11 protein-coding genes and 1 pseudogene are annotated in these 12,999 nt (G+C 72.2%); 5 read left to right on the top strand and 7 right to left on the bottom strand.

The genetic code is table 11. The features are described from left to right. Positions 1 to 8 precede the first annotated feature (8 nt). Positions 9 to 884: a 3-methyl-2-oxobutanoate hydroxymethyltransferase gene (gene panB / locus VE614_RS10395; RefSeq protein WP_324934983.1), complete on the bottom strand. Its 876-nt coding sequence runs from the start codon at positions 882 to 884 to the stop codon at positions 9 to 11. Positions 885 to 995: 111 nt separating this feature from the next. Here panB and VE614_RS10400 point away from each other — a divergent pair, with 111 nt between their 5' ends. The 3 genes from VE614_RS10400 (at position 996) to VE614_RS10410 (ending at position 3,704) form a co-directional block, all read left to right on the top strand. After that, positions 996 to 1,271: a hypothetical protein gene (locus VE614_RS10400; protein ID WP_324934985.1), complete on the top strand. Its 276-nt coding sequence runs from the start codon at positions 996 to 998 to the stop codon at positions 1,269 to 1,271. A gap of 51 nt (positions 1,272 to 1,322) precedes the next feature. After that, positions 1,323 to 2,372 (top strand): endonuclease/exonuclease/phosphatase family protein, encoded by a 1,050-nt coding sequence (locus VE614_RS10405; protein ID WP_324934987.1) that lies wholly within the window; start codon positions 1,323 to 1,325, stop codon positions 2,370 to 2,372. A 111-nt stretch (positions 2,373 to 2,483) separates the two neighbouring features. Beyond that, positions 2,484 to 3,704, top strand: coding sequence for an MFS transporter (locus VE614_RS10410; RefSeq protein ID WP_324934989.1), 1,221 nt, complete (start codon positions 2,484 to 2,486; stop codon positions 3,702 to 3,704). A 133-nt stretch (positions 3,705 to 3,837) separates the two neighbouring features. Here VE614_RS10410 and VE614_RS10415 read toward each other — a convergent pair whose 3' ends face one another. The 3 genes from VE614_RS10415 to VE614_RS10425 form a co-directional block, all read right to left on the bottom strand. Then, a complete protein-coding gene (locus VE614_RS10415) occupies positions 3,838 to 5,586 on the bottom strand; it encodes an NAD+ synthase (protein WP_324934992.1) in 1,749 nt (582 codons plus the stop codon). Positions 5,587 to 5,669: 83 nt separating this feature from the next. Beyond that, positions 5,670 to 6,293 carry a DUF305 domain-containing protein gene (locus VE614_RS10420; RefSeq protein ID WP_324934994.1) on the bottom strand — a complete coding sequence of 208 codons (624 nt, stop codon included), beginning with the start codon at positions 6,291 to 6,293 and terminating at the stop codon, positions 5,670 to 5,672. Further along, on the bottom strand, positions 6,290 to 6,955 hold the full coding sequence (locus tag VE614_RS10425) for a DUF3105 domain-containing protein (RefSeq protein WP_324934997.1): 666 nt from the start codon (positions 6,953 to 6,955) through the stop codon (positions 6,290 to 6,292). The genes VE614_RS10420 and VE614_RS10425 overlap by 4 nt, the downstream gene beginning before the upstream one ends. Before the next feature lie 344 nt (positions 6,956 to 7,299). Between VE614_RS10425 and glnA the strand changes: the two genes are divergently transcribed. Beyond that, positions 7,300 to 8,661, top strand: a complete 1,362-nt coding sequence (gene glnA, locus VE614_RS10430) for a type I glutamate--ammonia ligase (protein ID WP_165997807.1) — start codon at positions 7,300 to 7,302, stop codon at positions 8,659 to 8,661. Here glnA and VE614_RS10435 read toward each other — a convergent pair whose 3' ends face one another. Next, positions 8,662 to 9,516, bottom strand: a complete 855-nt coding sequence (locus VE614_RS10435; protein WP_324935000.1) for a hypothetical protein — start codon at positions 9,514 to 9,516, stop codon at positions 8,662 to 8,664. It lies immediately after the preceding gene. Positions 9,517 to 9,744: 228 nt separating this feature from the next. On the opposite strand from VE614_RS10435, the gene fxsT reads away from it, so the two are divergent. Further along, a complete protein-coding gene (gene fxsT / locus VE614_RS10440; protein ID WP_324935002.1) occupies positions 9,745 to 12,186 on the top strand; it encodes an FxSxx-COOH system tetratricopeptide repeat protein in 2,442 nt (813 codons plus the stop codon). Here the strand turns inward: fxsT and VE614_RS10445 are convergent. Together VE614_RS10445 and VE614_RS10450 are read right to left on the bottom strand one after the other, a co-directional pair. Beyond that, positions 12,071 to 12,520: a VOC family protein gene (locus tag VE614_RS10445; protein ID WP_324935004.1), complete on the bottom strand. Its 450-nt coding sequence runs from the start codon at positions 12,518 to 12,520 to the stop codon at positions 12,071 to 12,073. The two genes, fxsT and VE614_RS10445, sit on opposite strands and share 116 nt — an antisense overlap. Before the next feature lie 39 nt (positions 12,521 to 12,559). Then, positions 12,560 to 12,967, bottom strand: a pseudogene (locus VE614_RS10450) (pyridoxamine 5'-phosphate oxidase family protein); the annotation flags it as partial. Positions 12,968 to 12,999 lie beyond the last annotated feature (32 nt).

The following is a 12,999-nucleotide window of genomic DNA, read 5'->3' on the forward strand; positions in this document are numbered from 1 at the left end:
GCGGTGGCTCAGTGGACGGAGTGCTCCTCCTGCGGGAACGTTCCGCCGACGACGTCCTCGGCGAACGCCCGCACCGCGTCCCCCATCACCTGACGCAGATCCGCGTACTGCTTGACGAACTTCGGCACCCGGCCGCCGGTCAGCCCGAGCATGTCGGTCCACACCAGCACCTGCGCGTCCGTCTCCGCACCCGCGCCGATGCCTACCGTCGGGATGTGCAGGGTCCGGGTCACCTCGGCCGCCAGCTCGGCCGGCACCAGCTCCAGCACCACCGCGAACGCGCCCGCGTCCTGCACGGCCTTGGCGTCCCGCAGCAGCTGCTGGGCCGCCTCCTCGCCACGCCCCTGCACCCGGTACCCCATGGCGTTCACCGACTGCGGGGTCAGCCCGATGTGGGCCATCACCGGGATGCCGGACTCCACCAGCAGCCGGATCTGCTCGTGCGAGCGCTCGCCGCCCTCCAGCTTCACGGCCTGCACGCCCGCCTCCTTCACCAGGCGGGTCGCCGAGCGCAGCGCCTGCACCGGGCCCTCCTGGTAGGAGCCGAACGGCAGGTCGCCGACGATCAGCGAGCGCCGGGTGCCGCGCACCACCGCGGCGGACAGCATGGTCATCTCGTCGAGGGTGACGGGGACGGTGGTCTCGTACCCGAGGTGGCAGTTGCCCGCCGAGTCGCCGACCAGGATCACCGGGATCCCGGCCTCGTCGAAGACGGACGCGGTCATCGCGTCGTAGGCGGTGAGCATCGGCCACTTCTCGCCCCGCTCCTTGGCGAGGGCGATGTCGCGGACGGTGATACGCCGGGTGCCCTTGCCCCCGTACAGCGCCTTGCTGCCGTCGGAGGGGCCGCTCTTCGCGGTCCGGGCAGCCGAAAGCTGAGTCATTGCAACGGCTCCTTACGTCATCTCGAGGCGCCCTGACGGCGTCCCCGGATCAGTCCCATGGTGGCACCTCGTACCACGGTCGGCTAGGGGACCCCCCGGTCGCCCGCCCGGGTGCCGGACGACCTGTTCGCCGGGCCGATGCCGCTGCGCACGATCATGCGCCGGGCGCCGAACTGCCGGGAGGGCCTGGCGGGGGCGATCGTCGACCGGCTGCTGGGGGACTGCGCCCGGCGGGCGGTGGCGCGCCACGCCGGTGAGCCGGAATGTGCGCGTTTCGTCACAGTGGCCGTCACGAACGCCACAATCGGAACTCCCCGCGCGTGCTTCGTCGTCCTCGTGCCCGTACGGCCGTCATGGGACGGCAGGAAGAAGCCGATCATCCCCTAGGGTCTTAGGCACGGGGGAGACGGTGTGCACGGCAGGTAGCGAGGCGACGGTATGGCGCAGCAGGCGTACGTGACGGAGACGGACGGCGGCGGCTCGGGGCCCGAGCGCCGGGAACCCGGCTTCCGGCGCCTGGCGGACCGTCTCGTGGCCGGCTGGCGCGGCGACCCGCGGATCTGGCGCCGCGGGCTGGTCGTGGCCGCTCTGGCGGCACTGCTGGCCCTGGTGATGGTCGCGCACGCGCACATCCCCAACCGGTTCGGCAACCTGGGCAGCCTCACCGAGACGTTCCTGCCCTGGCTGGGCCTGTGCGTCCCGGTACTGCTCCTGCTGGCCCTCGTGCGCAGGTCCGCGACCGCGCTGATCGCGGTGCTGCTCCCGGCGATCGCCTGGCTCAACCTCTTCGGCGGACTGCTCACCGACAAGGCGGCGGGCGGCGGCGACCTCATGGTGGCCACGCACAACGTCAACGCCGACAACGCCGACCCGGCCGGCACCGCCCGCTCGGTGGCCGCGTCCGGCGCCGACGTGGTGGCCCTGGAGGAGCTGCGGGCCTCGGCGGTGCCGGCGTACGAGGAGGCGCTGGCGCCGACCTACCGGTACCACTCGGTGCAGGGCACCGTCGGCGTGTGGAGCAAGTACCCGCTCAGCGACATCGCGCCGGTGGACATCAAGCTGGGCTGGACCCGGGCCATGCGGGCCACCGTGACGACCCCGGCCGGGCCGGTCGCGGTGTACGTCGCCCATCTGCCCTCGGTGCGGGTGAAGCTGGAGGCCGGGTTCACCGCGCGGCAGCGCGACACCAGCGCCGACGCGCTGGGTGAGGCCATCGCCGGTGAGCCGCTGGAGCGGGTGGTCCTGCTCGGCGACCTCAACGGCACCATGAACGACCGGGCGCTGAACGCCGTGACCTCGCAGATGCGCTCCACCCAGGGCGCGGCGGGCAGCGGCTTCGGGTTCAGCTGGCCGGCGTCGTTCCCGATGGCGCGGATCGACCAGATCATGGTGAAGGGGGTCGAGCCGATGAAGTCCTGGACGCTGCCGGAGACGGGGAGCGACCATCTGCCGGTGGCGGCGCGGGTCCAGCTGTCCGCGGAGTCCTGAGGGATCGCGACCGGGCCGGGAGGGCAGGGCCGGGAATACGGGTGTGGGAGACTTTGTTCCGTAGCTGAACATAAGTCGCCCGTCCCCGCTCCCCTGAAAGGCAAGGCCTCCATGCCCCTGGCCCTGCTCGCCCTGGCCGTAGGTGCCTTCGGTATCGGCACGACCGAGTTCGTGATGATGGGCCTGCTGCCCGACGTCGCGGCCGACCTCGGCATCTCCATCCCCAGCGCCGGCCACCTGGTCTCCGCGTACGCCCTCGGTGTCGTCATCGGCGCCCCGCTGCTCGCGGCCCTCACCGCGCGCATGTCCCGCCGCGCGGTCCTCATCGGCCTGATGGTCCTGTTCGTCGCGGGCAACGCCCTCTCGGCGTTCGCCCCCGACGAGCACTACCTGCTGGCCGCCCGCTTCCTCAGCGGCCTGCCGCACGGCGCCTTCTTCGGCGTCGGCGCCGTGGTGGCCACCAGCCTGGTCGCCCCCGAACGCAAGGCCCGCTCGGTCTCCCTGATGTTCCTCGGCCTGACCGTCGCCAACATCGCCGGTGTCCCCGTCGCCACCCTCGTGGGCCAGCACCTCGGCTGGCGCGCCGCCTTCCTCGGGGTCAGCGCGATCGGCCTCGCGGCGATCGCCTCCCTGGCCCTGCTCATCCCGCACGACGGCACCCAGGCCCCCGCCACCGGACTGCGCGGCGAACTGGCCGCCCTGCGCTCGCTCCCGGTCTGGCTGGCGCTCGGCACCACGGTCGCGGGCTTCGGCGCGCTGTTCGCGGCGTACAGCTACATCACCCCGATGCTCACGGACGCGGCGGGCTACGCCGAGACGAACGTGACCCTGCTGCTGGCCCTGTTCGGCGTGGGCGCGACGATCGGCAACCTGCTCGGCGGCCGGCTCGCCGACCACGCGATGCGCGGCACGCTGTTCGGCGGCCTGTTGGCCCTGGCGGCGGTCCTGTTCGCGTTCCCCCTGCTGATGCGCACACCCGCCACGGCGGCCCTGGCGGTGGCCCTGCTCGGCACGGCCGCCTTCGTCACCGGCTCCCCGCTCCAGCTGATGGTCATGGAGAAGGCCGCCGCGGCCCCCTCCCTGGCCTCCTCCGCCAACCAGGCCGCCTTCAACCTCGCCAACGCGGGCGGCGCCTGGATCGGCGGCCTCGCCCTGGCCGCGGGCTTCGGCACCACGTCCCCCGCCCTCGCGGGCGCCCTCCTCGCCGTCCTCGGCCTGGCGGTCGCGGCGGCTGCCTACGCGGTGGACCACCGCCGGTCCGTCCCGCGCCAGGGCCGCGAACGCCTGGTGGCGTCGGGAACCCCGACGGCAACAGAACAGGTACGGCACTGACCCCACCTGAAGGGGCGCGGGGCCCTGTCGAACGTGCGGCTCCGCCGCGTGGACACGACCAGCCACGACGCACCGTCAGACAGCGACGCCACCCCGGCCCCGCGGCGGGAAACGCGGCACCACGGCGGGACGCCTACTCCCGCCACCCATTGGTGATCGGCAGCCGCCGGTCCTTCCCGAACCCCTTCGGCGAGATCTTGGTACCCGGCGGATACTGGCGCCGCTTGTACTCCGCGGTGTCCACCAGCCGCAGCGTACGAGCCACCAGCTCGGCGTCGAAGCCGGCCGCGACGATGGTGCCGGCGCCCTCGTCGCGGTCGACGTAGCGTTCCAGGATGGCGTCCAGGACGGGGTAGTCCGGCAGCGAGTCGCTGTCGACCTGCCCGGGGCGCAGTTCCGCGCTCGGCGGTTTGCTGATCGAGTTCTCCGGGATGGGCGGGGTCTCGCCGCGCGCCTCGGCCGCCCGGTTGCGCCACCGGGCGAGCCGGAAGACCGACGTCTTGTAGACGTCCTTGATGGGGCCGTACGCGCCGACCGAGTCGCCGTACAGCGTGGAGTAGCCGACCGCCAGCTCGGACTTGTTGCCGGGGGCCAGCACGATGTGGCCCTCCTGGTTGGAGAGGGCCATCAGGAGCGTGCCCCGCAGGCGGGACTGGAGGTTCTCCTCCGCCAGGCCGGTCAGCCCCAGCGCACCCATGTACGCGTCGAACATGGGCGCGATCGAGACCGTGCGGAAGTTCAGGCCCGTACGGCGGGCCAGCTCCGCCGCGTCGCCCTTGGAGTGCTCGGACGAGTACTTGGAGGGCATCGACACGCCGTACACGTTCTCCGCGCCCACCGCGTCGCAGGCGATCGCCGCGACCAGCGCGGAGTCGATCCCGCCGGACAGGCCGATGAGCACGGACCGGAAGCCGTTCTTGACGACGTACGCGCGCAGGCCCGTGACGAGCGCCGAGTACACCTCCGCGTCGTCGTCCAGGCGCTCGGCGTACCCGCCCGTGTACTCCGGCTCGTACGGCGCGAGCGGCTCCTCGGAGAGGACCAGACGGTCGACGCGCAGACCGTCGTCGACCACGCCGGCCGGCGCGCCGGGCGTCGCGGCCGGCAGGTCCAGGTCCAGGACCAGGCATTCCTCGGCGAACTGCGCCGCCCGCGCGACCACCTCGCCGCTCGCGTCGACCACGATCGAGTCACCGTCGAACACCAGCTCGTCCTGCCCTCCCGTCATGGCGAGGTAGGCGGTGGTGCAGCCGGCCTCCTGGGCCCGCTTGCGGACCAGCTCCAGACGGGTGTCGTCCTTGTCACGCTCGTACGGCGAGGCGTTGACCGAGATCAGCAGGCCCGCCCCGGCGGAGCGGGCGGCGGGGACGCGGCCGCCGTCCTGCCACAGGTCCTCGCAGATGGCGAGCGCGATGTCGACGCCGTGCAGCCGCACCACCGGCATGGTGTCGCCGGGCACGAAGTACCGGAACTCGTCGAAGACGCCGTAGTTCGGCAGGTGGTGCTTGGCGAAGGTGAGGACCACCTCGCCGCGGTGCAGCACTCCCGCCGCGTTCTGCGGAGCGCCGGCCGGCTGGCCGTACTTCGGCTGGGCGGTCTCGCAGCGGTCGAGGTAGCCGACGAGCACCGGCAGTTCGCCGAAGCCCTCCTCGGCGAGCCGCGCGGCGAGTCCGCGCAGGGCCGCGCGGGACGCCTCGACGAAGGACGGGCGCAGGGCCAGATCCTCGACGGGATACCCGGTCAGCGCCATCTCGGGGAACGCGACGAGATGCGCTCCCCGCTCGGCGGAGTGCCGGGTCCAGCGGAGGATCGCCTCGGCGTTCCCGGCGAGGTCGCCGACGCGCGAGTCGATCTGGTTGAGGGCGAGACGAAGTCGAGGCACACGCCCAGTGTAATCGTCAAAGCGACGCAATGGGGGGTGGCGGGCGAGCGGGCCGGCCCCCGCCGGCCGCCGGGCCGGGCCGCTCAGCCGGCCTTCGCGCCCCGCTCCGCCAGCATGTCGGCCATCAGGTCGATCTCCGACTGCTGCGCCTCCACCATGCCCTGCGCCAGCTGTTTCTCCACCTTGACCGTGCACGCCGAGACACAGCCCTCGGCCATGTGGACGCCGCCCTTGTGGTGCTCGGTCATCAGCTTCAGGAAGTAGACCTCGGCCTCCCGGCCGCCGAGCCTGCCGAGCCTGGCCAGCTCGTCGTTCGTCGCCATGCCCGGCATCAGCGAGCCGTCGCCCCTGGACGGCGCGTCGCCCATGCCCATCCAGCTCATCGGGGGCTTCGCGGACACCTTCGGCAGCTCCCACAGATCCAGCCAGCCCAGCAGCATGCCGCGCTGGTTGGCCTGGGTCTGCGCGATGTCGTACGCGAGGCGCCGCACCTCCTCGTCGCGGGTGCGGTCGCGCACGATGTACGACATCTCCACGGCCTGCTGGTGGTGGACCGCCATGTCACGGGCGAAGCCGGCGTCCGCGGAGTCGGCGGCGGGCACCCGCGGCGAACCGCTGTCCGAGGCGACCGCGTAGGTGATCGCACCGGCCGCGACGAGCACCGCCGCCGCGGCCCCCGCGACCCACCCGGCCTGCGCCCGCCTCACTGCGGCAGTCCGCCCGTGCAGGCGGCGCCCTTCTCGGGGGTCTGCTCGCCCTGCACGTACTTCTCGAAGAACGTGCCCACGTTCGGGTCGTCCGCGCCGGTCACCGTCCGCTGGTGGCCCCACGCCGTCAGCATGATCGGGGCGGACTGGTCCTCGTTCGGGCTCATCAGCGTGTACGGCGTGCTCTTGACCTTCTCGGCCAGCTTGGCCACGTCCGCCTTGTCGGCCTTGCTGGTGTACGTGACCCAGACCGCGCCGTGCTCCAGCGAGTGCACGGCGTTCACGTTGTTCAGTTCCTTGGTGTAGACGTCCCCGTTGCAGTTCATCCACGCCTGGTGGTGGTCACCGCCGACCGGGGGCTCCGTGCCGTACTTCACGTCCGTCTTCACATGGGTCCGGGACAGCGTCCCCTCCCATGTCCGCACCCCGTCCGAGCCGGTGACGAACTTCCCCGACGTCTTGTCGTCGCTCGCCGTGCTGTCCGAGTCACCGGACTGCGACCGCACGAGCACGACACCGCCGGCCACCAGACCGGCGACGATCACCGCGCTGACGCCGATGGTGAGGATCCGGTTGCGGCGCTCGCGGGCCTGTTCGGCCCGCCGCATCTCGGCTATGCGCGCCTGGCGTGCCGTACTGCTCGTGTTCTTGGCGGAACCCATGGGGCCGGCCCTTCTGGGGAGCGGGAGACGGTCGGGTGCGCTGATCGTAATGGGGTACACCGCTGCTCCTGTAGGGAGGTCACGGGAATCCCCGGGGAATGGCCCGATCCGCACCGGGGGCCACGGGGTGCCGGGCGGCCGTTACGGATGTCGGCGAGAGCAGGCAAGATGGGCCTGAGGGCCGTACATCTGCCGTACCCGAGCCGTTCAGGGCGCGGTCGGCCGGCCGATCAAGGTCCGCAACGCGCGTGAAATGGTGTTGTGGTGGGATGCTCAGGTGCCCGACCGCCTCCCGGTGGTGCCCGGGGCCGGCGGCCTGACCAGCAAGGATGGGGAAGCGGAAGATGGACAAGCAGCAGGAGTTCGTGCTCCGGACTCTGGAGGAGCGCGACATCCGGTTCGTACGCCTGTGGTTCACGGACGTGCTGGGCTTCCTCAAGTCCGTTGCCGTGGCTCCGGCCGAGCTGGAGCAGGCCTTCGACGAGGGCATCGGTTTCGACGGCTCCGCGATCGAGGGCTTCGCCCGGGTCTACGAGTCCGACATGATCGCCAAGCCCGACCCGTCCACCTTCCAGGTCCTGCCCTGGCGCGCGGAGGCCCCCGGCACGGCCCGGATGTTCTGCGACATCCTCATGCCGGACGGCTCCCCGTCCTTCGCGGACCCGCGCTACGTCCTCAAGCGCGCCCTGGCCCGCACCTCCGACCTGGGCTTCACCTTCTACACCCACCCGGAGATCGAGTTCTTCCTGCTGAAGGACCGCCCGCTGGACGGCTCGCGCCCCACCCCGGCCGACAACTCCGGCTACTTCGACCACACCCCCCAGAACATCGGCATGGACTTCCGCCGCCAGGCGATCACCATGCTGGAGTCCATGGGCATCTCGGTGGAGTTCTCCCACCACGAGGGCGCCCCCGGCCAGCAGGAGATCGACCTCCGCTACGCCGACGCGCTCTCCACCGCCGACAACATCATGACCTTCCGCCTGGTCATGAAGCAGGTCGCGCTGGAGCAGGGCGTCCAGGCCACCTTCATGCCGAAGCCGTTCTCCGAGCACCCGGGCAGCGGTATGCACACCCACCTGTCGCTGTTCGAGGGCGACCGCAACGCGTTCTACGAGTCGGGTGCCGAGTACCAGCTCTCCAAGGTCGGCCGCTCCTTCATCGCGGGCCTGCTGCGGCACGCGGCGGAGATCTCCGCGGTGACGAACCAGTGGGTGAACTCCTACAAGCGCATCTGGGGCGGCTCCGAGCGCACGGCCGGCGCGGGCGGCGAGGCCCCCTCCTACATCTGCTGGGGCCACAACAACCGCTCCGCCCTGGTCCGCGTGCCGATGTACAAGCCGGGCAAGACGGGCTCGGCCCGGGTCGAGGTCCGCTCCCTGGACTCCGGCGCCAACCCCTACCTCGCCTACGCCGTGCTGCTCGCCGCCGGCCTGAAGGGCATCGAGGAGGGCTACGAGCTGCCGCCGGGCGCCGAGGACGACGTGTGGGCCCTGTCCAACGCGGAGCGCCGCGCCATGGGCATCGAACCCCTCCCGCAGAACCTCGGCGAGGCCCTCACCCTCATGGAGAGCAGCGACCTCGTCGCCGAGACCCTGGGCGAGCACGTCTTCGACTTCTTCCTGCGCAACAAGCGGCAGGAGTGGGAGGAGTACCGCTCCGAGGTGACCGCGTTCGAGCTGCGGAAGAACCTGCCGGTGCTGTAGCTACGCCACCGGCGCCTTCTCCGGCATCTTGTCCGGCTCGGGGGGCTGCTTCCTGGTGATCTTCGGCATGCGCTCGCCGGGCGAGCGGCGCAGCAGCTTCAGGGAGCGGCCCTCCACCCAGGCGTTCCACGCCTTGAGGTAGTAGAGAAGGTGCTCACGTGAGTCGTCCTTGCGGCGGTGGCGGTGGCCGGCCGCCATGCCCAGCATCGTGTTGCGCAGGATCAGGCGGGGGTCGGCCGCGGAGAGGCCGGCGCCGCTGACCAGGCCGTCGTACCAGGGTGTCTGGTCGATGTCGGGGCGCTCGCGGGAGGTGACGTACCAGCCGATCGACGCCGCCGTGACCGTGACCCGTGTGGCGCGGTGCAGGGCGATACCGCGGTTGATGGCGTCCCGCATCTCCGGGTGCTGCTCCAGGATCGACAGCAGCTGGTCGTTGGAGACCTGCGACGAGCCGCCCGACCAGTGGGCGTCCGGTGAGGTGAGGAAGAGCTGGAGGCCGCGCAGGGCGGCGGCCAGATGGTTGCTGTTGGCCTCGCCCGCCAGGGACAGCGCGTCCCGGCCGGTCCGCTTGCGGCCCGTGTCCATCACGGTGAACGCCACCCTCGGCACGCCGTGCGCCACCAGCATCTCCACCGCGCGGCCCGCCTTGACCACCGCGTGCAGCCGGTGCTGTCCGTCGACCAGCATGCCCTCTTCGTCGAACGCGATGCCCTGGTGGGTCAGTTTCCATTCGCCGCGCTGGATGGCCCGGGTGAGATGGGTGACCGTCGGCCGGCTCAACGGGCGGTTGGAGGTGTTGAGTTCCAGCCACTGCTGAGCCAGATCGGGCGTGACGGTCCGCACTTCGGTGTGCAAAGGAGGCTCCCTGCGGCTGGGCATGGCTGTGCCGGTCTCGTTCAACCCGCCCAGGAACAGGCGGTGTTGATCGATGCTAGCGGCGGCCCAGGGCCGCGACGGACAATTGCGGAAACCGCGCGCGCAGCCGCCGCGGGTGTGGTGTCCTGGCCGGTCAGGGGCCGCGCGAAGGGCTGTCGGCGCTGCCGTACGCGGGCCGCGTGGGACGGCGTAGGACCGGGGGAACGCATGGTGGACGTGGCGGAGGGTCCCGACGGGGACCGGCTGTACGTGAGTTACGCGGGAGCCGACCGCCCCTGGGCGGAGTGGGTGGCCTGGCAGTTGCAGGACGCCGGATTCGCCGTGGAGCTGGACGCCTGGCACTGGGAGGCGGGCGCCAACGCCGTCCTGCGGATGAACGAGGCCATGGAGCGCGGGCGGATGGTCGCCCTGTTCTCCGCCGCGTACTTCGAACCGGAGCGATGGACCACCGACGAGTGGACCGCCGTGCTCGCCGGACGCGACCGGGGCCGGCTGATCCCGGTGCTGGTCCAAAAGGCCACACCGCCGCTGATCCTGCGTTCCCTCGTCGCGCCGGCGCTGTTCGGGCTGCGCGAGGAGGAGGCTCGCCGGGTGCTGCTGTCCGCGGTGAACGGCCCCGTCCCGCCGGCCGTGCCGCCCGGCTACCCCGGCGCCGGCGGCGGCGTCGAGGCGGGGCGGCTGCGGCGCATGGGGGCCACGGGGCCGCGGCTGCCCGGGTCGCTGCCCCGCGTGTGGAACGTGCCGGGGCGCAACGCCGGGTTCGTCGGCCGTGACGCACTGCTGCTGACGGTCCGCGACCGGCTGGCCGGCGGACTGGCCGTCGCGGTGGTGGCGCTGGACGGGCGGGGCGGGGTCGGCAAGACCCAGCTGGCCGCCGAGTACGCGCACCGGTTCTGCGGCGAGTACGAGCTGGTGTGGTGGGTCGCCGCCGAGGATCCCGCGCTGGTGCCCGACCAGCTCGCCCGGCTGGCCGTCGCCACCGGCGCCGCGCGCGCCGACGCGCCGCCGGAGACGGCCGTGCAGGAGCTGTGGGCCGAACTGCGTACGCGCTCGCGCTGGCTGCTCGTGTACGACAACGCCGAGGACCCGGCGGCACTGGCGCCGCATCTGCCGTCCGGGCCGGGGCACGTACTGATCACCTCCCGCAATCCCCGCTGGCACGGCCTCGCCTCGCCGCTCGACGTCGACGTGCTGGCGCGCCGCGAGTCGATCGCCCTGCTCAGCAGCCGTACCCCGGCCCTCTCACCGGCGGACGCGGACCGCCTGGCGGAGGCCCTGGACGACCTTCCCCTGGCGTTGGTCCAGGCCGCGGAGATCCTGACGGCCACGACCGTGGACGAGTACCTGGACCTGCTCGCCCGTGACGCCAGCGCCGCCGTCGACGGAGGCGCGCCCATCGGCTATCCGCGGTCGCTGGCGGCTCAGATCCGGCTGAGCATGGACCACCTGCGCGCCGAGACCCCGGAGGCCGCGGACGTCATGCGGGCGTGCGCGCTCCTGGCACCGGAACCGTTCCCCCTGGTCGTGCGTACCGCTTCCGCGCTCGTCGGCACGTCGTCCGTGGGACGGACCCTGCGCGACATCGGCGTCAGGAGCCGGGTGCTCTCGGCGCTGAACCGGCACGGGCTGGCCCGGGTGTCCGGCGGGGTCCTGCATCTGCACCGGCTCACCCAGGCGGTCATCAGGGACCAGCTCACCGACGAGGAACGCACCCGGGCGGCCGCCGACGCCTGCGTGCTGCTGGGCGCGGCCCTGCCCGGAAGCACCACCGACCCGAAGACCTGGCCCCACTGGCCGGACCTGGTGCCCCACCTGCTGGCCATCGGGCCGTCGGAGCTGGTCACCGACGCCGCGTGTTTCGCCGCCTGCGAGGTGTGCCTGTACCTGATCGACCGCGGCGGAGTGGAGACCGCCCTGCCGCGGCTCAAGGCACTGCACACCGCCTGGCTCCCGGGGAGGGGGCCGGAGCACCCCCATGTGTGGTGGGCGGCCAACTACCTGGGCTACGCCCACGCCGCCGTCGGCGACCACCAGCGCGGCTACGAGGTGTACCACGACCTCCTCGCGGTCCAGCGCGGTGTGCTGGACGCGGACGACGACTACGTCCTGATCACGGCCACCAACCTGGCCAGCCAGCTCTCGGAGCTGGGCCGGGTGGAGGAAGCCGTGGAACTCAGCCAGGACACGCTGGCCAGGCGGCGGCGGCTGCTGGGCGCGACCCACCGCGACACCCTGCGCTCCGCCGGCAACCTCACCGACGACCTGACCACGCTCGGCCGGCTGGAGGAAGCGCTGGCCCTCGGCGAGGAGACCCTGGCCCGGCAGCGCGAGACGCTGGGGAACGATCACCCGGAGACCCTGTCCACGGCGAGCTTCCTGTCCATGACGCTCTGGAGGCTGGACCGTGGCGCCGAGGCCCGGGAACTGGTCGAGGACATCCTGGAGCGGCGCAGACGGGTGCTGGGCGACGACCACCCCGACACCGGGCACTCCGCGCGGTGGCTGGAGCACCTGGCCGCGTCGGAGGGCCCGCCTACTGCTGCTGCTTGCGCGCCAGCTCCGCCAGCACCCGGTACAGCGGCTCCGACGCCCGCCTCCGGTACTCCTGGATCGACCAGCCGTTCCCGTCGGGGTCGTCGAAGTACATGAACGTCGCCCCGTCGTCCTCCGCGTACCGCACCGGCTCCGACACCTCCAGACCCCGCGCCAGCAGTTCCGCCCGGGCCGCCTCGATGTCGGCGACGCACAGCTGGAGGCCCTGGTAGGAGCCCGGCGCCGGCTTCGGGCCCTTGGTCAGTTCCCAGACGCTGTCGCCGAGGGCGATGGAGCAGCCGGAGCCGGGCGGGGTCAGCTGGACGATGCGCATGCCCGGCATGACCTCCTGGTCGATGTCGACGTGGAAGCCGACCTTGTCCCGGTAGAAGTCCCGGGCGCGGTCGATGTCGCTGACGGGCAGCGGGATCACTTCGAGGGTCAGGTCCATCTGGGCCACTCCTTCGTCGACGCCGGCGTTCTGCGGGGGTTACGCACCGAACCGCCACCTCGTCCGGCTGAACGGCTGCCCCTTACCGAAGCCGAAAACGGTCCGCGGCGCCACCCGATTCACGACGGCGTGTCCCGGGCCGTGGTGGTAGTCGTCGCGGACCTCGACATGCCAGAAGTCGCCGTACTTCGCCTCCCGGGCCGCCGCCAGTTCGCGCAGCCGCCCGTCGTCCGTCACCCGGACCGCCTCACCCTCCACCCCCAGGTCGTGACCCCGGTTCCAGGCGTTGGTGCCGGTCGTCAGCACCACCTGCGGATTCGCCGCCGGATCGCGGGCCTTGCGCTCCTGCGGCCCGGTGCAGAAGCGCAGCGCGCCGGCCGCCCACACGGCCGGGAGCGGGGTGACATACGGCCGTCCGTCCTGGCGTACCGTCGAGATCCAGAACAGGCCACCGCGATGCCCCGCCCCGCACTCCGGTT

The sequence above is a fragment of the Streptomyces sp. genome, from assembly GCF_035645055.1.
Taxonomy (GTDB): domain Bacteria; phylum Actinomycetota; class Actinomycetes; order Streptomycetales; family Streptomycetaceae; genus Streptomyces.

What these genes read in the sequence shown, in the direction of transcription:
- VE614_RS10425 (WP_324934997.1), bottom strand. Translation starts at nt 6,955, where the DNA reads ATGGGTTCCGCCAAGAACACGAGCAGTACGGCACGCCAGGCGCGCATA.
- fxsT (WP_324935002.1), top strand. Translation starts at nt 9,745, where the DNA reads ATGGTGGACGTGGCGGAGGGTCCCGACGGGGACCGGCTGTACGTGAGT.
- panB (WP_324934983.1), bottom strand. Translation starts at nt 884, where the DNA reads ATGACTCAGCTTTCGGCTGCCCGGACCGCGAAGAGCGGCCCCTCCGAC.
- glnA (WP_165997807.1), top strand. Translation starts at nt 7,300, where the DNA reads ATGGACAAGCAGCAGGAGTTCGTGCTCCGGACTCTGGAGGAGCGCGAC.
- VE614_RS10405 (WP_324934987.1), top strand. Translation starts at nt 1,323, where the DNA reads ATGGCGCAGCAGGCGTACGTGACGGAGACGGACGGCGGCGGCTCGGGG.
- VE614_RS10410 (WP_324934989.1), top strand. Translation starts at nt 2,484, where the DNA reads ATGCCCCTGGCCCTGCTCGCCCTGGCCGTAGGTGCCTTCGGTATCGGC.
- VE614_RS10445 (WP_324935004.1), bottom strand. Translation starts at nt 12,520, where the DNA reads ATGGACCTGACCCTCGAAGTGATCCCGCTGCCCGTCAGCGACATCGAC.